Genomic DNA, 21,409 nt, shown 5'->3' on the forward strand with positions numbered 1-21,409 from the left:
AAATCAAATTTCTTTATAGTGAATAGCAAACTTTTCAGCCTGCCTTAAAAGCACATCAATCAATAATCCAATAAGCCCTATTGCAATCATTCCACTCATTACAATATCAGTTTGAATGCTGGCCTGACCCTTGACCATCATGTAACCGACCCCACTCGACGCAACAATCAATTCAGCACCAACAAGAGATTGCCATCCTAATCCAGCAGAAATTCTGAGACCAGCAATAATCGAAGGAATTGATGCTGGAAATAAAACCTCAGCCATCAAACGAAATTTTTTTGCGCCCAACATCCTTGCCGCTTCTAGATATTTTTTATCGACATGAATTGCACCGCGATAGGTATTTATTAGTACTGGTGGGAAGGCTCCCATAAAAATCACTAATATCGGCCCTCCAATGCCTGTACCAAACCAAAGGGCGGCAAATGGAACCCAGGCTATTGGCGCAACAAATCGAATACTTTCAAAAAATGGAGTAATGAGCTGATTTGCATACTTAGACAAAGCCATTAATAAACCAAGCGGTATACCAATTAATGCCGCTAACAAGAATCCATAACTAAATCGTAGAAAACTTGATGCAATATGTGTCCATAAGGTAAATCCGGAAAAAGGCTCAGTAAGTAAATGAATGAATTTACTCAATACCTCATGTGGGTATGGTAAAAATTGTTTTGGAACAAGGTCTAACGTAACCATCAAATACCAAAAACTAATAAAACTCGCGATTCCCATGCTCGTCCACAGTACAGATTCACCCCGATTTAAATACTCATTATTTGCCATCATGCCCTCCAAGGCATAGCATAGCTCTCAGCCTTTGCCAATAGCTGAGTCATCAACCACCCAGAAATTGCGACACTAATCATGCCCACCAAAATCATGGCAGGATTTATATCTTGGGCTGCCTGATTAAGAATTGACCCCAACCCTAAAGTTGCGCCAACTAATTCTGCAGCTACTAAAGTAGTCCAAGAAGCCTGGAGCGAGAGGCGAAGGCCTGTAAAGATAAATGGTAGAGCTCCTGGAATGAGAACCTCTCGATAATAAGCAAGGCGACCGATTCCGAGCATTGCTGCTGCCTCACGTTGAGGAGCCTCAATCGATCTAACGCCAGTGAAACTATTAATAACAGCTGGCACAAATGCAGCAACATAAATCACCATAATCTTGGCAGAATTCCCAAGGCCCAACCAAACTATTGCTAATGGAATCCAAGCTAACGGAGGTATCGGCCTTAATGTCAAAAAGATTGGGTTTACAAAAGCCTCAATCTTTTTATTAGCTCCCATTAAGATGCCTAATAGGATGCCTAATGACGATGAGACCAAAAAACCAGATGTGACTAAAATCACGCTTTGCAAGATATGCTGATAGAGCTTTCCATTACCATAGCCCTGCATTGCAATAATCTTGAATGAATTCCAAGTCTCTATAGGAGATGGAAATCTTGCGCCCGAGACAATGCCTGTCCACTCAGTTAAACCAAACCAGGTGGTAAACAAAATTACACAAAATAAAAAGAGGGCTGAAAATTTGCTAAAAATTTCTAATTCCTTATAGAATATTAAAATTATGTAAGCGCTTTCATTCTAACCACAATTTGCGAACCAAATTGTCCTAATTGACCAAATTAAGTTAGGATTTTCCCTAAGTTTAAGATGAAGAAAAATATTAAATTGATCACGATTAATGATGTTGCAGTTGCAGCAAAAGTATCTACTGCGACTGTATCGCGATCAATAAATCAACCTAATACCGTAAGTGAAGCTCTTAGAAAACAAATTAGCGATGTCATCAAAAAATTAGGTTACATACCAAATGCGGGGGCTCGCTCTCTAATGTTGAGGCGCTCGGGAACAATTGGTGTGGTAGTCCCTACACTTGACAATGCCATCTTTGCACAAGGACTTGCAGAATTTCAAAGGCAATTAAACCAATCTGGGTACCAACTTTTAGTGGCCAGTAGCAACTATGATCCTACTATTGAAGCCACACAAATAATCAACTTGCTTACAAGAGGAGTGGAGGGTATTGCACTCTTTGGAACGAGCCAAAAACGAGATGCATTAAAACTTCTTAAAACACGCAATATTCCTTACATACATGTTGGTTCTTTATCTGCCCCCTTTAATGGCTATGCTTCAGGATTTGATAATCGTGAAGCTATAAAGCTTGGCGTTAAATACTTACTATGTCAAGGCCATAAGCAATTCGGAATTCTAACAGGCATCACCGCTAATAATGATCGTGCAAATGATCGAGTCGTTGGAGCTCTAGAATTGTTGTCAAAGAGCAGAATTCATTTAAAAAAAGAAGTAATAGTGGAGTGCCCCTATCAACTTGAGGAAGCGCGCCTCGGATTTAAAAAATTGTTACTTAGTAATCCCAAGATTACTGCAATTATTTGCGGTAATGATGTATTAGCATTGGGGGCACTTCTTGAAGCACAAAAACAGGGGCTGCATATTCCTAGGGACATTTCTATTATTGGGTTTGATGATTTAGAAATTTCAAGACATCTCCTTCCTAGCCTTACAACTATTCATATTGATGCTATTGGAATGTGGTCTAGTGCTGCAAATCATCTCACAGCACAAATTAATAGAGTTACCTCTCTACCCCAAAAAATTAAAACTAATGTCAATTTGATTATTCGCGAATCCACATCGAAGGCCCCAAAGTGTTAATTTATGATCACTCTTAGTCTCTGGAATATATACGGGTGACGTGTAATCTCAAGTGTTATACGAAGTAATTTTGTAGCATAACTGTTACTTAAGGTAACGCTTGCACCCCACTTTTAAGTCTCAATCCTAAAGCCACTCAAATATGGTTGTATTCAGTAGTGACAAATGACCGTTACAGCTTGTAACGGTAATCTATTGTGAAATACAGCTTTTTATCTATGAAAAGCCTATACATATACCCATCGCCTCGGTAATCCTCCCCTTTTTAACCTAAGCTAAAAGTAGAGGCTGGTACTGCAAGTGCTAGTTTTTGTTTAGGAGTAATTCCTCCTAAACCCATATTGGGTCTTTCGTGATTGTAGGTCCACATCCATTTGGTTGCAAAGTCTTGTACTTCATCAATCGATTCAAAGAGGTATTGATTAAGCCAGTCATATCTCACGGTGCGGTTATAGCGTTCAATATAAGCATTTTGCTGTGGCTTACCTGGTTGGATATAACTCATCTCAATTTGGTGTTTAGCAGCCCATGCAGTCAGGATGTTTCCTACGAGTTCGGGGCCATTATCACAGCGTATTTTTAAGGGCTTGCCACGCCATTCAATGATCTGATCGAGTGACCGGATCACTCGTACTGCGGGCATAGAAAAATCAATATCAATGGCTAAGGCCTCTCGATTAAAGTCATCGATCACATTAAAAAGGCGGATGGTTCTGCCATCATGAAGTTGGTCACCGGATCACTCGTACTGCGGGCATAGAAAAATCAATATCAATGGCTAAGGCCTCTCGATTAAAGTCATCGATCACATTAAAAAGGCGGATGGTTCTGCCATCATGAAGTTGGTCATGCATAAAATCAATCGACCAAGTGTCATTAATGCCTTGAGGTACAGCTAAGGGTAAAGGCTTTTCCCGAACTAAGCGTTTATGGGGTTTAATCCGTAGATTAAGCTCTAGTTCCTTATCCCTAAAGGGACTTCCCTTGGTCGTAATCCGGTAAACCCGCTTGTGGTTCCAGGTAAATCCCTTCACGTTACGCAAAAATAAGAAGCAAAGACCAAAGCCCCAGTTGCGTTGATTGTGAGTAAGACGGATCAGCCAATCGGCAATAAGGGCATTGTCAGAAGACAGCTTAGGGCTATAGCGATAGCAGGTCTGGCTAATGACAAAGGTATCGCACGCTAAGCGGATGCTCATACGACCCCTTTTTACTTCTTGGCTGGCCATCTCACGGCGGCGAGATGGCCGAGTTACTTTTTTTGTCAAAACTTCCTTTAAGATATCTGCCTGGAGTTGGACTTCGGCGTACATCTTCTTTAGGCGGGCATTTTCAAGCTCTAACTCCTTTACGCGGGACATCATAGAAGCATCCATGCCGCCGTATTTAGAGCGCCATTTATAGAAGCTAGCAACGCTAATATTGTGCTCACGGCACAGTTCTGGGGCTGGCACGCCAGATTCGGCTTGCTTGAGAATGGCCATGATTTGGCTATCGGTAAATCGGGAGGTCTTCATAGAATTTCCTTTAAATCAAACTACATAGAAATTCTACTTTTAAATCAAGTTAACCTAGGGGACGATTACCCTTTCATTCCTTCCGACAACATTCTCTTGTTGTCAAAAGCCATTTCAAGGGTTGAAAAACTTCCATAAGTTTTGATTGCTTTAGCAACGATGCGACGATTACAGGCTCCTAGCAAGCTCGTAAATTGATCTCGCATTTGAACAATCTGTTCATAGGATTTTTGCTGATAGCCTTTAATCGGCGGCCTATTCATGGCTTTAGCAATTGAAGCATCAATTTGGGCAAAACTAGAGGATGACTTTTGACCAGCAGAAATATGATAAAAATCGTATTTTAATTTTGGCTTGGTTAACAATAGAAAGATGGCATCCGCACAGTAATCTACGGGAATGACATCAATTTTTTGATCGATTCGGCAGGGAAATGCTTTGAGGGCCAAAGCCATTCTAAAAACCCAAAAGATACTACCCGAAGCTGAACATCCTAATTTAGTATGCCCAACCACAATCGAAGGCCTCGCAATCACAAGTGGTAAATCAGGCAACTCTTCTTTGAGCCTACGCTCAACCTCATGCTTACTATGCGTATATTCTAAAAAGTGAATGGTTTCCTGGCCGCCATCGTATCCCTCTGGAACAGGACTGGGCGCATTTGCTCCACAGGCCATTGCTGTGCCAATGTGAATAAATCTTCTTAATTTACATCGGTGACTCAAACCATGCGCCATATTTAAAACACCATCCACATTGGTAGGCCAAATAGATGGATGGTTGCCAAAAGAGGCTATGGCTGCTGAGCTCACTACATTTTCAATGGATCTTAAACGTGGATCATCAATCCATCGATTGACTACATTTAAATCACCACAGATTATTTGATGGAGTCCTAAAGTCAGTAATTGATCAGTCCTTACACCATGCTTACGGAGTGTGTTGGCTAGCCTCATTAACCCTTCTTCAGGGGTACTGGAACGAATCAAAAAGATGGATTCTTTCCACAAAGGCGTACTGATTAACTTGGCCGATAGTGCTCCACCAATAAAGCCGTTTGCTCCAGTAATCAATATTTTTGGTTTAGAAAGCAATTTGAAATTTCAAGATTTAGTTTTATTGATATTAACTAATTCAGATGATACTAGTTAAATATGCCCCGCCCCATTTGGCGTCGGATCAAACCGACACTAAATGACGAGCCCCGCTAGTGGATCAGTCGCCAGCCGTAATTGACCATGCACATGATGAGTTGCGAATAGTTAAGGGGATCACTCATGCTAGAACTAGGTGGGCTATACGCTAGACAGCATTGAGGTGATAGTTCCACAGTTCGAGCAATCCGCACGCTGTTCATTTAATCTGGAGAGTTTGGCCTGCCCAGCACGATTCGAACCAGCGCACTTGGCCTTGGGACATGTCCTAGTTGCTTGGGGTGCCCCACCGTTACTTAAAGTAACGCTTGCGCCCTGTTTGAGAGCTTTATAACAATGTTCAAATAGCTTGTCTTAAACACCTATAGCTATTATTGAAAGACTTAAAAAGAGATCATTCTAAAGAGCTCCCGCTTAACGTAGAAAAATAAGAAGCTCCCACTCATTTATATTTACTTACTAGTAGGTGCCTTAGCAAAGCGTAAATAGGGCAACTTGATATCGAGTACCCCAAACTTTTCTTTAGCCGCTTCATCTGTCAAGGCTAAGCCTACAATTACATCTTGCCCTAGTTGCCAATTAGCTGGGGTGGCAATCGGCGCACCGTCAGTGATTTGAATCGCATCTAACGCTCGCAAAATCTCAGCAAAATTACGCCCAACTGCCATTGGGTATGAAATGGTGAGGCGAATCTTTTTATCAGGTCCAATGATGAATACTGTACGTACCGTAGCAGTGTGTGCCGGGGTACGACCATCAGGCAGAAAAGCCTCTGCTGGCAGCATGTTGTACAACTTGGCCACTTCCAGAGAGCGATCATCAATGATGGGGAAATTGGCTGGGGCACCAGCGGTAGCCTCAATGTCTTTTTTCCATTTGAGATGCTCTTCAACGCTATCAACAGATACACCAATGACCTTAGTATTGCGCTTCTCAAATTCACTAGCTAATTGGGCTACAGCACTAAACTCCGTAGTGCATACAGGTGTGAAATCTTTGGGATGGGAAAATAAAATCGCATATTGATTGCCGATCCATTCATGAAAATTTAATTTTCCAGCTGTTGAATCCACCGTGAAATCAGGTGCTACATCATTAATTCTGAGAGACATACTTAACACTCCTTATAGGCGCTTCATTACTTGTTTTTACTATAAATGAGTTCATCTAACTATCAAAGGATAGAAAAGCTATATCTACAGATTAATTAGCTATATCGGACTCAATGATGGGTTTGGCTGCAATTTTAGCGAACTTGAATCAAAGCAACTTTTATTCCACCTTACTTTAAATAGAGTCAAACCGACACCACAAGATCAACCCTGCCAATGGATCCGACCTGATCAAAGTTGAGCCAATCCGTACGCTATTTTCAGTATATAAATTGGCCTGCCCAGCACGATTCGAACCAGCGCACTTGGCCTTATGGGTTTCTTCAATTTGTTCGGTGACAGGCAATCCAAAACAATCCTTCTTACGAGGGAACGATCCAGTAACTGTAACCGAGATGACGGTGGGTGTGGTCGTGGGTTAACTTAGTCGAATAAGTACGATACCAATACAAATACCGACTATTCCGATAATACGCTGAGGATAGATTGGCTCTTTTAAAAATACGACCGCGAACACAAAGGCAAACAATACCGAGGTCTCACGAATAGCCGCTACTATCGTGATTGGCGCTTGCGTCATTGCCCACAGAGCAATCGAGTACGAACCCATGACGCAGGATCCTCCGATGAATGCATAAAGCCCCCTGTGCTTTACATACTGCATGGTTTGTACAAAGGTGAATGTATTCCTACGCTGCCACATTAAGATGGCAGGAAAAACGTAGCCATTTAAGAGCATCAACAGACCGATATAGGACCAAACCTGAGTTGCAATTCGTGCTCCCTGTCCATCCACAATCGTATATGCTGCAATAATCACAGCATTGCCCAAAGCAAATAGTAGAGTCTTTTGATGATTGGCTGTGCTTGGTGACTTTTTTAATCCCAAAAGAATTACCCCAAGACAAATAAGAATAATACCCACTGCAATCACGGGATGGATAGCATCACCAAAAATCATACCCCCAAAGATTAGAGTCAGAATCGGGGCTACTCCTCGCATGATTGGGTAGGCCATATTAAGATCCCCATAGCGATAGGCTGATGCTACAGAGTAAAAGTAGATTACATGCAAGATGAGAGAAAGAAAGATATAGCCATAGGTCTCAGGCTCAGGTAATCCAAAGATGAGTAGGAATGGAATGGCAACTAAGGATGTTGAGAAATTAGCCAGTGCGGTCTCAAGATTTTTATCGGGCGCTGACTTCATTAGCGTATTCCATAAAGCATGCATCATTGCAGCCGTTAGAATACTTAGAAAGACGAAACTGCTCATCAGGATAAAACGCTCATCATTAAGATGCTGATCCCAGAAATAGCAATGACCCATTCCATCAGGATGACAAAGCGTTCCTCGGGCATCTTGAGAACAATCCGTTTAGATAAGAGTGAGCCACCAAATACACAAAGCCCTAGATAGATGCCTTGAGTAATGGCAGTCATATCAATCACTCCGAGTTGATGAAATACAATTCCTTTAGTAATAAAGATCGATAGAGAGCTTGCGGCCTCGGTTCCTAAATATGCCCCTTTGGTCAGTCCAAAGGCTAAGAAAAATGGTGTATTGATGGCACCAGTTGTGGCCACAATACCAGTGAGATAGCCAATACCTGCTCCCACGATTGCCATTTGCCAAAGTTGGACAGTCATGTTCTTCGAACGCATCCACCGGCGGATGGGGATAAGCGCTAACAAAAACACCCCCAAGATGAGCTCGATGATGCTTTGATTAAGAAGAACTAGGGTATTGGCCCCTAAGATTACTGCGGGAATGGCTGTGGCACTATAAATTGCGCATACCTTCCAATCAATTGAACGCCACCAGATCAATACTCGAGATAAGTTAGCGATGGTTGCGGTAATTGCGATAATAGGAATAGTGAGCAATGATCCATAGAGATAAACCAAGGGGGGCATCAAAATGATCGTAGTTCCAAAACCAATCACGCCGCCCAGTAGCCCTGCTCCGATACCCAAGATACCTAATCCAATATTAGCGAGTAGCAGTTCCATCCAAGGATCTTAATCTAGAAACACAAAGAGATCGCCACCGCGAGTTCCACTCAAAGTCACTTGCATAGATTGAGCACACACGGCAAAAGATGCTGGGCTAACAAAAAGTTCAAAAATAAGCCTAGAAACCCAGCAATGTTCTATATTTAAACGTTCAGAGCTGTGAAGTTTTAAAGTAAAAAGCTAAATGAATGGTGCATTTTTCGGTTAGCCCCACCCATTTGGAGTCGGGTCAAACCGACACCACATGACAAGCCCCATCAACGGATCAGCCCTGATCACAGTCAAGCCAATCGATTGCCCTATTCATTTACTTGCAAGTTTGGCCTGCCCAGTATGATTCGAATCAGCGCACTTGGCCTTGGGACTAATCGTGGCTGCTCAAGTGCCCCCACCGTTACTTAAAGTAACGCTTGCACCCCACTTTAAAGTCTCAATCCTAAAGCCACTCAAATATGGTTGTATTCAGTATTGACAAATGACCGTTACAACTTGTAACGGTCCTAAGACAAAACTCTCGCCATCTTTAATGAGGGCTTGTTTTTGTAGTGCATCCACCAGGACTTGAACCTGGGACCAAAGGATTCCGGTTTGTGTTGCTTTCACAACTCCCTGGACTATGCCTTCATCATATTCAACGAAATCTATCTAGTTTTGTTCTATTTTGGCGCTTTTCACGATTGCCCCAAATTTCTTACTTTCACTATTAGAAAAAGCTTGGAACTCAGCCATAGTCATTTGGCCTGGTTGCGCTCCTTGCTTTTCAAGCGCCTCTTTTACCTCTGGCATTTTGAGCACTTCAACAATATCCTTTTGAATCTTTTGACTTATTGCATTTGGAGTTCCGCTTGGTACATAAACACCAAACCACTGAGTCAGATCAAAATTTTGCAACCCAGGGGTTTTCGCCAACGGTGGAATATTTGGTGCTGCAACCGAGGGTGCTTTAGATGATAGCCCCAATGCTTTGAGCGCATCAGATTTAATATGAGGAAGTGCTGTGGGCAGGCCAGCGAAGCCAACATCCACATGACCAGCCAATAAATCAGAAACAGATGGGGCCACACCTTTATAAGGAACATGTACTAATTGAATGCCGGCCTGCTCTTCAAGCATTACTGCTGCTAAATGCTGGGCTGTTCCAGGCCCGGAAGATGCATATGTCACTACATTTGGATTCTTCTTAGCAAAGGCAATTAGTTCAGGTGCACTTGAGTAAGGCTTGGATGGATTTGTTACTAATACAAAGGGGAGCTTCACTAGCAAGGTTACCGGCTTTAAGTCCACATCTGGGTTGTATGACATTTTTTGCATGAAGTGTTGATTAATCACTACTTCGGCAGTAGCAGACATCAATATAGTTAATCCATCTGAGGGAGACTTAGCCACAAAGCTTGCCCCAATAGTTCCGCTACCCCCTGCTTTGTTTTCAACTACTACTGGTTGCTTCCATATCTCCGCTAGCTTCAAACTAACTAAGCGCGCTACTGGATCAACACCGCCACCTGCAGCATATGGCACGATAACCTTTATAGGGCGATCTGGCCAAGATTGGGCACGACTTAATCCTGAGGTCATTAAAAGACATAGAGTAGTGAGTAATAGAGCTGATTTAATAAGTCGCATAGAGTGTATGAAAATAAGTGAATTTAGGATTAATGGATTCGAAATTGGGCAAGCTCATCTAAGTTTGGCTCAAGTCCAATTCCGAGCTCTTCTGTCAGTGTAACCATGCCCTCAATAATATGCTCAATTGGACTGCCTGCTAATGATCGCAAGGGATTGGGGTTCGAATCTATTTCTAGCATTCCCTGGGAGCCGGAAGCAGCTAACAAATGCGCTGAGGCCAGTAATCCAATTCCTCCGCCAAGGTAATGAGGGCAATACTCAATAGAACGGCCTTCAAGCATCTGAATTATAGGTAGGCATCCAGAGATGCCACCCCACTTCGCAACATCTGGCTGTATGACTGCGAATGCCCCAGATTGAATAGCATCAGTGAAATTTTTCTGACCCACTATATTTTCGCCAGCCGCTAATCTGGCATGGCTATTAACAGCAAGTCTGCGCCAATCCTCAAGAGCAAGGTCTGCACGAATTGGCTCTTCTATCCAATTGAGATGAAATTCTTGCAGTGCCTGAATTTTTTCAAGTGCTTCAGATACATCCCAAACCTGATTGGCATCAACCATTAAAAGGTGATCTGGAATAACCGTTCGAATATTTTTTAAATTTTGGTGATCTATAGCATCTCCAAAACCGATCTTTAACTTAAAGGCGTTGTACCCATTATCCAGAAACTGTTCAACCACTTGCTCAGGATGATCTGGATTGATACCACTAGCATACGTCTTTATCGAAGGACTATTGCCGCCTAAGTATCGCCATAAAGGTAGCTGTGATTTTTTTGCGAATAAGTCCCAAGCAGCAAGATCAAGACCCGCACATACTTGTGCAATAGGCCCATACTCGCCAGACTGAATTGCAAGAACTTCTGTCTTTTTAGTCAGTAGCTGATAAATTTCTTGTGGTTGAGTGAATTTCTCATTAATTAATAGTGGCTTAAAGGTTTCTTCCAGCAATATTGCGCGATGCTCTGCTCCACAACTGGGAAAATTACACCAAACCTCTCCCCAGCCAATAACTCCATCCTGATCTTCGATCCGAACAAAAACAGCTGGCCTATTCAACATGAGTCCGAATGATGTCCTCACTGGTTTCGCTATTGGCGCTCGATAAACAAAAGCTTGAATAGACTTTATTGTGACAAATGTTTCCAATAGTTTTTTCTTTCGCTAAAAGCTAATAAGAATGGTGAGAAATTATCTGAAGTATTGCAAAATTAATTTATGAAATATTGTAAGTCTCAATGAAAAAAATACCAACCCGAAGGTTGGTATTTTCATTTCTGGTGGGCCCACCAGGACTTGAACCTGGGACCAAAGGATTCCGGTTTGTGTAGCTTTCACTACTCCCTGGACTATGCCTTCATCATATTCAAACTCTACATCTGAACTTAGATGGGTGCCGTCTAGTCTCTACACCTTCAACAGCACTTTCATGCTGAAGCTTGGCTCGGCGTTGGCTTGGGTAGTTGATACTTGAGCTACCTTTAGCTTTCTCCGAATTTGACACCATCCCTTATGCAGTTTCCACGCATAAGGCACAACTTTCGCTATGAGTCCTCTGCTCTAACCAACTGAGCTATGGGCCCTTAATCGTTACATTCACTACTATTTACTACACACCTTTTGAGGGGTGCTTTGATTGTAAATTCATACTCAAACTACATAAAACCGCTATTTACTACACACCTCGGTTTTTGCTCCGGTGTGTAGTTGGTGCGTAGTGTTTTTTACCCACCATTTTCACCACTAACCTGTTGAAATCATTGAGGTCTTTGCTACAAGACCTCAAGGGCTTCTCAATTATGAGTCCTCTGCTCTAACCAACTGAGCTATGGGCCCGATAAGGCTATTGTAAAGGAAGGACCTCCCTGAATTCACAGCTTCGCTCAGGGGTTTACTCTCCACCCTAATTAGATATACATTATTATATGTATATCTAATGTAAGGGGCATAAAAATGGTCATCTCAAAATGGGGTAATAGCCTAGCGATTCGGCTGCCAGCGCAGATAGTAGAAATCCTTAATCTCAAAGAAGGTGACGATATTGAAATTGATGTTGCAAGTCGAAGCCATTTTAAAATCAAGAAGAAACCCTCTGCACAAGAGAGGCTTATGAGTTTGCGAAAATATAGAGGTCGACTACCAGCTGACTTTCACTTTGATCGTATGGATGCCAATGAACGCTAGGAAAAACTTTTTTGATACTAATACCCTACTCTACTTACTATCAGATCAATCAAGCAAAGCGGAATGGGTAACCCAAAATCTGGACCAAGGAAGCATCATTAGCGTCCAAGTTCTCAATGAATTCACTTCAGTTAGCATAAGAAAAAGCAAGCTTTTACCAAAAGAGATTGATGAGTTTTTGGAGCAATTTATAGCAATATGTAATGTTCAAGCAATTGACTTGGATACTTTTGCATCGGGGCGAGAAATTTCAAGAAGGTATGGCTACCATCATTACGATTCAATGATCATCGCCTCTGCACTTCAATCAGGATGTGAGAAGCTTTATTCAGAAGATATGCAGCACCGACAAATTATCGATAAGAGACTGCATATTGTGAATCCCTTCATTTAAAGGGATTCACAAATTTTATTCAAATAACAATCAATCTTCTTCTAAGAAAGTCTTCAGTTTGTCACTACGGCTTGGATGACGCATCTTTCTCAAGGCTTTCGCTTCAATCTGACGAATACGCTCACGCGTCACATCAAACTGTTTACCGACCTCTTCAAGCGTGTGATCTGTACTCATCTCGACACCAAAGCGCATACGTAATACTTTTGCTTCACGGGGTGTTAATGAATCCAGTACGTCTTTCACAACATCGCGCATTGACTCATGTAATGCAGCTTCAGCTGGTGCCAAGGTATTGCTATCTTCAATGAAATCGCCCAAGTTAGAATCAGCATCATCACCGATAGGGGTTTCCATTGAGATTGGCTCTTTAGCAATCTTCATGATCTTCCGAATCTTGTCCTCAGGAATTTCCATCTTGAGGGCTAAAGTTGCTGCATCTGGCTCGTGACCGGTTTCTTGCAAGATTTGACGACTAATGCGGTTCATCTTGTTGATGGTCTCAATCATATGCACTGGAATACGAATCGTGCGAGCCTGGTCTGCAATAGAACGGGTAATCGCCTGACGGATCCACCAGGTTGCATAGGTAGAGAACTTATAACCACGGCGATATTCAAACTTATCTACCGCCTTCATCAAGCCGATGTTCCCCTCTTGAATTAGATCCAAGAACTGCAAGCCACGGTTGGTGTACTTTTTAGCAATCGAAATTACCAAGCGTAAGTTTGCTACGGTCATTTCACGTTTCGCTTCACGCGTACGCTTCTCACCGGCAATCATTTGTTTATTCACTTCTTTTAATTCTGGAAGTGGGATAACAACCCGAGTCTGAATATCAATGAGCTTTTGTTGCGGCTCTTGAATAGCCGGAACATTACGCTGCAAGAGTGCAGTGTAAGGTTTGTTTTCTTTTAAAAGCTTGTCTGTCCAAGTTAAATTCATGGACATCTTCGGGAAGTCTTTAATAACATCACCACGATTAACGCCAATCTTGTCAACTAACAAATTGACAATACCGCGCTCGAGCTTCCAAACCTGATCCACCTGTGAACGCATGGTGTCGCATAACTTCTCCACACTCTTAGCGGTCAAGCGGAAACCTAATAGCTCATTGCGAATAGCCTCTTGCGCTTTGATATAGGCAGGGCAGTTGTAGCCCTCTTTATCAAAGGCACGGCGCATCTTGTCAGCCTGAGTACGAATGATCGCAAACTTCTCTAAGGAAATTTGCTTAAGCTCCTCCAATTGCTTGGCATTAGCTGATGCTGCAGCTGCACTAGCAGCGCCTTCATCTTCTATTTCTTCGCTCTCTTCTGCATCAGGGTCGACCTCTGGCTCTTCTGGTCCCAGCTTGATATCTTCAGCATTTGGATCTACTAATCCGTCAACAAATTGGTCGATCTCCATTTCGCCACTAGCAATCTTATCGACGTTACCTAAGATTTCAGCGATGGTGACAGGGCATGCCGCTAAAGCCATTACCATTTCTTTTAGACCAGCTTCAATCTTCTTAGCAATCACAATCTCGCCTTCGCGAGTTAGAAGATCGACGGTACCCATCTCACGCATGTACATACGTACTGGATCAGTAGTACGTCCAAACTCAGAATCCACCGTGGAGAGAGCGGCTTCCGCCTCTTCTTCCGCCTCTTCTTCAGTTGTTGCTGCAGATACATTTTCATTTAAGAGCAATGTTTCTGCATCAGGTGCTTGCTCATAAATAGTAATATTGATGTCATTGAGCAAGCTAATCAGCGTCTCTAATGCTTCAGCGTCAGATAATTCATCTGACATCACGTCATTCATTTCTCCATGAGTTAAATAACCCTTGGACTTACCCATCTTGATCAAGGTCTTCAAACGGGTACGACGTAATTCTTGCTGCTCTTCAGAGCCTAACTGCTGTGCCGCGAATTCTTTTAACAATGCTTTTTCTTTTGCCTTACGCTCACGCGCCTTTTGGCGATCTGTCAAAACAGGTTCAGCACCCTCAACGGAAGCCTCTACCTTTGGCTTACGGCCTTTTTTAACTTCTTCAGTATCGCCATCTTCAACTTCAGCTGCCTGAGTTTTTTTACCTTTGGCGCCCTTAGCACCTTTAGCATCCTTAGTATCTTTTTCAACTTCGGCTTTTGGTGCGGTGGCTGCTTTGCCTTTTTTAGGCGCTTCCGCTTTTGCTTCAAGCTTTGCTTTTACTGCAGGCTTAGCGGGAATCTTTTCTTTAGCGGCTGGCTTAGCTACTTCCCTCCCCTTCACTGGGACTTTGGCTTTTGCAACAGGTTTAACGGCTGGCTTAGCAACTACCTTGGCTTTTGCTACTGGTTTAGCGGGTGTCTTTACTTTAGAGACTGGCTTAGTTGCTACCTTAGCAACTGCCTTAGCTACTACCTTCCCTTTGACTGGGGCTTTGGCTTTTGCAACGGGCTTGGCTTTTGCTACTGGTTTAGCGGGTGTCTTTGCTTTAGAGACTGGCTTAGTTGCTACCTTAGCAACTGCCTTCCCTTTGACTGGGGTTTTGGCTTTGGCAACAGGTTTAGCGGCTGGCTTGGCTTTTACTGCTGGTTTAACTGGCGTCTTTGATTTAGCGACTGGCTTAGCAGCTAACTTCACGGGTTTTTTCTTGGTATTAGGCATTTATGGGTACTTACTCACGTTGCTGATGATTGATCTCGACTGCTGATACATAGACATTTGTCCGCTTGCCCAAAATTTTATGAAAATAAAGCGCAAGTGGCTGAATTAAATCGGTTTTTTTCTGGGAATAAAGGATTATAGTCGATTGCAACTTTTTTACCCCCAGATCTACCAAATATAGGGGGCTGATTTCTGGTTTTGGTAGTGCCAAATCAGAAAATACTTACGTATATTTCAGTCTTTCACCAAGCTCACGATAGCGCGCCCGATCTTGCTCAGTGGCATTACTAGCAGCGATCTTTTGTGCAATTTCTGTCATTTCTGTCTTCAGATGGGTTAATTCCAGCTTTTTAAACGCCCCCTCCAAATCTGCTACCGCACCTTCTAAATCAAGATCTGAACCCATCACCCGTTTTCTCAAGACTTCATACAAGGGCGCTAACTCACTGCGAGCAAGTTGATCCTGAAACAAAGCGAAGGCACCACTACCTACCGTCGCTGGCATGCCTTGCTCACCAGGAATCAGCTCCACCCGGTCACATTGGACTAACAAGTCCTGCATCAGCTCCATCGCTTTGGCGGAGCGGAGTTGAGATGCTTGCAAAGCTAGCGCTCTTTTGTTGGCATCCAAAGCCTTACCTAAATGCGGAAACTGAATTAATACCCGCAACATCTGCTCTGCTAAATCGGTAGGTGCCTGAGGCGGTGCCATATTTTGCGTTGCTACGCGTTTGGCTGAACCTTTAGATGCTTGCCAAGGAGCGCCTTGAGCGCGATTGCCCAAATTGCCTTGATTAAAACTGGGTGCACGTTGGCTAGTGTTGGAATAGGATCCTGATTGAGCTGGTGCTGGCACAACACTTAAGCCACAAAAAGATTCTAATTCTGCAGCGGTAGAGTTTGTCCGAATCGCTAACTCACGCAAGATTTGTGTACGCAACGCAATCGGCGGCATCGACAGTAACAGCGGTTTTGCGGCGTGATGGGTTTGGGCTCTGCCTTCGGGTGTGGCAAGCTCATGATCTTGACTGACGATCTTAAAAAAGAAACCTGAAATAGACATGGCTTCTTTAATCACTTTTTCAAAAGCAGGGGCACCATAAGCACGCACATAGCTATCAGGATCATGCTCTGTTGGTAAAAACAAGAAACGAATCTCTTTGTCATCTGACATCAAGGGTAAGCAAGCCTCTAGTGCGCGCTGAGCTGCACGCTGACCTGCAGCATCACCATCAAATGAAAAAACAATCCGATCGGTTTGTCGCAATAACATCCGCACGTGATTTGCAGTACAAGCCGTCCCTAAGGTAGCCACGGCGTTTGGAAAACCTAACTGAGCCAGGGCAACCACATCCATATACCCCTCACATACCAAGACATATTCTTGTGCACGAATTGCCTGCCTTGCTTCAAATAATCCGTATAGCGTATTACCCTTGGAGAACAGTGGGGTCTCTGGAGAATTTAAATACTTAGGCTCACCTTGATCCAGAATGCGCCCACCAAAGCCAATCGTCTGGCCTTTAGGATTGCGAATCGGAAACATCACCCGATCACGAAAACGATCATAACGACGTCCGGTTTGCTGAGTTTCTGTTTGTTCACTCTGTATCAGTAAGCCACCCTCTAATAAAGTTTTTGCCACTTCATCATTGGCATACGTTCCAAAGACGGCCTCAAGGCCTTGCCAACCATCGGGCGAGTAGCCCAAGGCATAGCGCTTAGCAATTTCTCCAGTAAGACCGCGGCCCTTGAGATATTCCACAGCACGGGGTGCAACTTTCAGTTGCTGGCGATACCAATCTGCCGCAGCACTCATGACTTCACTCAAAGCCATAGTTTGCTGTTGACGCGCCACATCATTTGCGGTGCGTTCTTCGCGAGGTACATCTAAACCTGCGGAGCGGGCTAATTCTTCAATGGTGTCAACGTAACCTAGACCGGAGTACTCCATTAAAAAACTGATTGCAGAACCATGGGCACCACATCCAAAGCAATGATAAAACTGCTTAGTTGGGGAAACCGAAAAGGAAGGAGATTTTTCAGAATGGAAGGGGCATAAACCCTGAAAGTTCGCGCCCGCTTTTTTTAATTTCACATACTGCCCCACCACATCCACGATGTCCACCCGATTTAATAAATCAGCGATGAAGGATTGGGGAATGAGTGCCATCAGCGAGCAGTACGGTTTAGCAGCTTATGTGACGCGCTATTGAGCGAGTGCGGCTTTCACCAAGCCAGATACTTTACCCATATCGGCTTTGCCTGCTAGCAGTGGCTTGAGGACCCCAATCACTTTACCCATATCTTGTGGGCCTGTAGCGCCCGTAGAGGCTACTGCTGCAGCAACGGCTTCCACTACTTCGGCATCCGATAACTGCGCTGGTAAATACGCTTGCAACACAATCATTTCAGCGGCTTCAATGGCAACTAAATCATCACGCCCTGCTTTTTCAAATTGAGTAATCGAGTCTTTGCGCTGCTTGATCATTTTTTCAATCGTGGAAATTACGCCAGCATCGTCGACCACAATGCGCTCATCAATTTCACGTTGCTTAATAGCAGCGAGTAAAAGGCGAATAGTGCCTAAGCGTGCGACATCTTTCGCACGCATTGCGTTCTTCATATCTTCCGTTACTTGATCTTTGAGGGTCATCCCATTGGCTCCTGATTTACTTGAGGTTTACTATCACTTCAGTGTATTGACTTTTTACGGTGAAAGCTAAAAAGCAAAAACCCGCTGCGTTTCACCGTCAGCGGGTTTCAAAGCAGCTCGGTGAGGAGCGCTTTTAAATACGATTAGTAGAGCTTCTTAGGCAACATTTGGCTACGAATACGCTTGTAATGGCGTTTGGCAGCAGCTGCCTTTTTACGCTTACGCTCAGCCGTTGGCTTCTCGTAAAACTCGCGGGCACGCAAGTCGGTCAAAAGGCCATTTTTTTCAATGGTGCGCTTGAAACGGCGCAATGCCACTTCAAAAGGTTCGTTCTCACGTAGGCGGACTGTAGTCATACTTGTTTAACTCGTATATGCTCGAAAAATATCGAAAAATTAATCTGAATCATGGATTCTAGCACGGCCAAGCAAAAAAATGATTGTTTTAGGGATAGAAACTTCTTGTGACGAGACCGGGGTAGCCCTTTATAACAGCGCGCCCTGGGAAAACAACGCCCCCGCCCATCAGGGAATTATGGGGCAGGCTTTGCATACCCAAATCGCCATGCACCGAGATTATGGGGGCGTAGTCCCAGAATTGGCCTCTAGAGACCACATCCGGCGGGTTTTGCCCCTCCTCGATGAGGCCTTACTGGCTGCCCAACTTGAATTAAGCGATATTGACGCCGTAGCCTATACCCAGGGACCTGGTTTAGCCGGTGCCCTCTTGGTAGGGAGTGCTTTTGCCAAATCCCTTGCTCAGGGCCTCAAGCTCCCTTCGATTGGTATTCACCATTTGGAGGGGCATCTCCTCTCCCCCCTTTTAGGGATATCTGCCCCGCAGTTTCCCTTCATTGCATTATTGGTGTCTGGTGGCCATACCCAGCTCATGTTGGTTAGCGGGGTTGGTAAGTACCAACTTTTAGGCGAGACTTTGGATGATGCTGCGGGTGAAGCCTTTGATAAAACAGCCAAATTACTCGGTCTGGACTACCCCGGAGGCGCAGCGTTGTCTAAGCTAGCAGAGACTGGGCAGTTAGGCCGTTTTGATTTGCCCAAACCCATGCTGCATTCGGGAGATTTGGATTTTTCCTTTTCCGGACTTAAAACGGCTGTTCTCAATCAGGTGAATAAATTTCTTAGCACGGGGGTTTCAGATACCCAAGAGATTGCGCGCTTTCATGCGGATATTGCGCGATGCTTTGTCGACTCTTTAGTCGCTGTACTGGTCAGCAAATCTGAGAAGGCTCTTAAACAAACTGGCTGTAAGCACCTGGTGTTAGCCGGTGGTGTTGGCGCTAATGTTCAGTTGCGCACCGCCTTAAATGCCAGTGCGAAAAAGCATGGATTTGAAGCGCACTACCCGCCAGTAGATTTGTGCACGGATAACGGGGTCATGATTGCATTTGCAGGAGCACTCCGAATGTTGGCCGACAACAATGGCTCAACTACTTCAGGCGCTTTTGATGTCAAACCCCGTTGGGATTTAGCAAGCAATAATCTAATTTAATGTGGTTTGCAATGCCATCAGGCTCGGAAAACGCAGCTGGATAGCTTTCAAAATGCCTGCAACATCCAAGCCGCAATGGCTCATTAAGAGTTTGTAGTCGCCATGCTCAATGAACTCATCAGGCAGCCCTAATTGCAGTAACGGTTTATTTATCCCCATCGCTGATAGCGCCTCTAAGCATGCGCTCCCCGCCCCACCTTGAATCGCACCATCTTCAATCGTCACAAAATAATCATGGTCTTGCGCAAGTGTCTTTAATAAATCGAGATCCAAGGGTTTTACAAAACGCATATTAGCCACAGTGGCGTCAATTTGCTCTGCCACTGCCAGGGCTGGATACAACAAAGTACCAAACGCCAAAATAGCAATTCTCTTTCCAGCAGATGCATGTGATGTGCGACGTAATTCTCCTTTACCCAAGGGGATAGTGCGTAATTCAGTGGAAGGAATAGTCCCTACTCCGGCACCACGTGGGTAACGCACCGCACTTGGGTGCGCTTGATGGAATGCTGTTGTCAGTAAATCACGGCACTCTGCTTCATCAGCTGGTGTCATCACCAACATATTCGGAATACAGCGCAAGAAAGGAATGTCATACGCGCCCGCATGGGTAGCGCCATCTGCACCAACTAAACCAGCACGATCTAATGCAAACAACACCGGCAAATCTTGAATCGCTACATCATGAATCAATTGATCGTAGGCACGCTGCAAGAAGGTTGAGTAAATCGCTACGACAGGCTTCATACCTTCACAAGCCATACCCGCAGCAAAAGTCACGGCATGTTGTTCAGCGATACCGACATCGTAGTAGCGCTGTGGGAAGCGCTTTTCAAATTCGACTAAGCCTGAGCCTTCGCGCATAGCGGGTGTAATGCCCACCAATAATGGATCGGCTTGCGCCATATCGCATAGCCATTCTCCAAACACCTGCGTAAATGTTTTGGGGGCAGGACCGGCAGATTTCTGAATACCTTCTTCAGGATTAAATTTACTCGGGCCGTGATAAAGCACGGGGTCTACCTCAGCCAACTCATAGCCCTGACCCTTGCGCGTCACTACATGCAAGAACTGAGGGCCTCCACCCTCGAGCGCTAGACGACGGACGTTTTGTAACATCGGAATTAAGGCATCCAAATCATGTCCATCAATCGGACCAAAATAATTAAAGCCGAACTCTTCAAAAATAGTTGAGGGAGAAACCATGCCCTTAGCATGATCCTCAAGACGTTTTGCAAACTCCCGTAAGGGAGGCGCAATCGACAACACACTATCAATCCCCTTTTTAGTAGCCGAGTAAATATTGCCACTGAGTAAGCGTGCAAGATGTCGATTAAGCGCGCCCACTGCAGGCGAGATCGACATATCGTTGTCATTCAGAATTACCACCAGTGGAAGATCCTCATAGACACCAGCATTGTTCATCGCCTCAAATGCCATACCACCCGTCATGGCACTGTCACCAATCACGGCAACAGCTACTTGCTTTTCCCCTTTGGTTTGAAAAGCGCGCGCCATTCCCATCGCAGCAGAAATGCTAGTAGAGGAATGTCCCACCCCAAAAGCATCGTATTCACTTTCGGAGCGGCGCGGGAAGCCAGACAAACCATGCAACTGACGCAAGCTAGCCATGCGATCACGACGACCCGTCAAAATTTTATGGGGGTAACTCTGATGACCTACATCCCAAACAATCCGATCCTTCGGGGTATCAAACACGTAATGCAGCGCAATCGATAACTCTACTGTTCCTAAATTTGAGGAGAGGTGCCCTCCTGTTTTAGACACAGAATCTAAAACAAATTGGCGCAACTCATCCGCTAAAGCAGGAAGTTGCTCACGGGATAGTATTTTTAAATCTGCAGGAGAATTAATAGAATATAAGGTCATACAACTTCATTAATCTTAA

The 21,409-nt window shown here is 44.2% G+C and carries 18 protein-coding genes and 2 pseudogenes; 4 read left to right on the forward strand and 16 right to left on the reverse strand.

Annotated elements, in window-relative coordinates; genetic code table 11:
• Positions 1–3: 3 nt before the first annotated feature.
• Together DCO16_RS09205 and DCO16_RS09210 are read right to left on the reverse strand one after the other, a co-directional pair.
• Positions 4–792, reverse strand: coding sequence for an ABC transporter permease (locus tag DCO16_RS09205; protein ID WP_173943369.1), 789 nt, complete (start codon positions 790–792; stop codon positions 4–6).
• The gene (locus tag DCO16_RS09210) at positions 789–1,508 is read right to left on the reverse strand and encodes an ABC transporter permease (RefSeq protein WP_254598034.1); all 720 of its coding nucleotides are present in this window, start codon (positions 1,506–1,508) and stop codon (positions 789–791) included. The genes DCO16_RS09205 and DCO16_RS09210 overlap by 4 nt, the downstream gene beginning before the upstream one ends.
• A 156-nt stretch (positions 1,509–1,664) precedes the next feature.
• On the opposite strand from DCO16_RS09210, the gene DCO16_RS09215 reads away from it, so the two are divergent.
• Positions 1,665–2,693 (forward strand): LacI family DNA-binding transcriptional regulator, encoded by a 1,029-nt coding sequence (locus DCO16_RS09215; RefSeq protein ID WP_173943370.1) that lies wholly within the window; start codon positions 1,665–1,667, stop codon positions 2,691–2,693.
• A 265-nt stretch (positions 2,694–2,958) separates the two neighbouring features.
• Here DCO16_RS09215 and DCO16_RS09220 read toward each other — a convergent pair.
• The 9 genes and pseudogenes from DCO16_RS09220 to DCO16_RS09260 form a co-directional block, all read right to left on the reverse strand.
• Positions 2,959–3,426 (reverse strand): annotated as a pseudogene (locus tag DCO16_RS09220) (integrase core domain-containing protein); the annotation flags it as partial.
• A 7-nt stretch (positions 3,427–3,433) separates the two neighbouring features.
• Positions 3,434–4,210, reverse strand: a pseudogene (locus DCO16_RS09225) (transposase); the annotation flags it as partial.
• A gap of 65 nt (positions 4,211–4,275) precedes the next feature.
• Positions 4,276–5,304 (reverse strand): SDR family oxidoreductase, encoded by a 1,029-nt coding sequence (locus DCO16_RS09230; RefSeq protein ID WP_173943371.1) that lies wholly within the window; start codon positions 5,302–5,304, stop codon positions 4,276–4,278.
• Between the two features lie 512 nt (positions 5,305–5,816).
• On the reverse strand, positions 5,817–6,476 hold the full coding sequence (locus DCO16_RS09235; RefSeq protein WP_173943372.1) for a peroxiredoxin: 660 nt from the start codon (positions 6,474–6,476) through the stop codon (positions 5,817–5,819).
• 418 nt (positions 6,477–6,894) lie between these two features.
• Entirely contained in the window at positions 6,895–7,752 is an 858-nt protein-coding gene (locus tag DCO16_RS09240; RefSeq protein ID WP_173943373.1) for an EamA family transporter, read from the reverse strand.
• Positions 7,752–8,489: a sulfite exporter TauE/SafE family protein gene (locus DCO16_RS09245; protein WP_173943374.1), complete on the reverse strand. Its 738-nt coding sequence runs from the start codon at positions 8,487–8,489 to the stop codon at positions 7,752–7,754. The genes DCO16_RS09240 and DCO16_RS09245 overlap by 1 nt, the downstream gene beginning before the upstream one ends.
• A gap of 465 nt (positions 8,490–8,954) precedes the next feature.
• Positions 8,955–9,095: a hypothetical protein gene (locus DCO16_RS09250; protein ID WP_173943375.1), complete on the reverse strand. Its 141-nt coding sequence runs from the start codon at positions 9,093–9,095 to the stop codon at positions 8,955–8,957.
• A gap of 42 nt (positions 9,096–9,137) precedes the next feature.
• On the reverse strand, positions 9,138–10,067 hold the full coding sequence (locus tag DCO16_RS09255; RefSeq protein WP_173943376.1) for a Bug family tripartite tricarboxylate transporter substrate binding protein: 930 nt from the start codon (positions 10,065–10,067) through the stop codon (positions 9,138–9,140).
• A gap of 77 nt (positions 10,068–10,144) precedes the next feature.
• The gene (locus DCO16_RS09260) at positions 10,145–11,269 is read right to left on the reverse strand and encodes a mandelate racemase/muconate lactonizing enzyme family protein (protein WP_302480366.1); all 1,125 of its coding nucleotides are present in this window, start codon (positions 11,267–11,269) and stop codon (positions 10,145–10,147) included.
• 804 nt (positions 11,270–12,073) lie between these two features.
• Between DCO16_RS09260 and DCO16_RS09265 the strand changes: the two genes are divergently transcribed.
• Together DCO16_RS09265 and DCO16_RS09270 are read left to right on the forward strand one after the other, a co-directional pair.
• Positions 12,074–12,304, forward strand: a complete 231-nt coding sequence (locus DCO16_RS09265) for an AbrB/MazE/SpoVT family DNA-binding domain-containing protein (RefSeq protein WP_173943377.1) — start codon at positions 12,074–12,076, stop codon at positions 12,302–12,304.
• Entirely contained in the window at positions 12,294–12,698 is a 405-nt protein-coding gene (locus DCO16_RS09270; protein WP_173943378.1) for a PIN domain-containing protein, read from the forward strand. Before DCO16_RS09265 ends, DCO16_RS09270 begins: the two co-directional genes overlap by 11 nt.
• Positions 12,699–12,728: 30 nt before the next feature.
• On the opposite strand, the gene rpoD is transcribed toward DCO16_RS09270, so the two are convergent.
• From rpoD to rpsU, 4 genes are all read right to left on the reverse strand, one after another.
• Complete coding sequence (rpoD, locus tag DCO16_RS09275; protein ID WP_217426656.1) at positions 12,729–15,335, reverse strand: RNA polymerase sigma factor RpoD; 2,607 nt, start codon at positions 15,333–15,335, stop codon at positions 12,729–12,731.
• Between the two features lie 223 nt (positions 15,336–15,558).
• Positions 15,559–17,508 (reverse strand): DNA primase, encoded by a 1,950-nt coding sequence (gene dnaG / locus DCO16_RS09280; RefSeq protein ID WP_173943379.1) that lies wholly within the window; start codon positions 17,506–17,508, stop codon positions 15,559–15,561.
• A gap of 36 nt (positions 17,509–17,544) precedes the next feature.
• Positions 17,545–17,991: a GatB/YqeY domain-containing protein gene (locus DCO16_RS09285; RefSeq protein ID WP_173943380.1), complete on the reverse strand. Its 447-nt coding sequence runs from the start codon at positions 17,989–17,991 to the stop codon at positions 17,545–17,547.
• Between the two features lie 143 nt (positions 17,992–18,134).
• On the reverse strand, positions 18,135–18,347 hold the full coding sequence (gene rpsU / locus DCO16_RS09290) for a 30S ribosomal protein S21 (protein WP_011903537.1): 213 nt from the start codon (positions 18,345–18,347) through the stop codon (positions 18,135–18,137).
• Positions 18,348–18,426: 79 nt separating this feature from the next.
• On the opposite strand from rpsU, the gene tsaD reads away from it, so the two are divergent.
• Entirely contained in the window at positions 18,427–19,500 is a 1,074-nt protein-coding gene (gene tsaD, locus DCO16_RS09295) for a tRNA (adenosine(37)-N6)-threonylcarbamoyltransferase complex transferase subunit TsaD (protein WP_173943381.1), read from the forward strand.
• On the opposite strand, the gene dxs is transcribed toward tsaD, so the two are convergent.
• Positions 19,492–21,390 carry a 1-deoxy-D-xylulose-5-phosphate synthase gene (gene dxs / locus DCO16_RS09300; protein WP_173943382.1) on the reverse strand — a complete coding sequence of 633 codons (1,899 nt, stop codon included), beginning with the start codon at positions 21,388–21,390 and terminating at the stop codon, positions 19,492–19,494. The two genes, tsaD and dxs, sit on opposite strands and share 9 nt — an antisense overlap.
• Positions 21,391–21,409: the final 19 nt, after the last annotated feature.

The organism is Polynucleobacter antarcticus (assembly GCF_013307245.1).
Taxonomy (GTDB): Bacteria; Pseudomonadota; Gammaproteobacteria; order Burkholderiales; family Burkholderiaceae; genus Polynucleobacter; species Polynucleobacter antarcticus.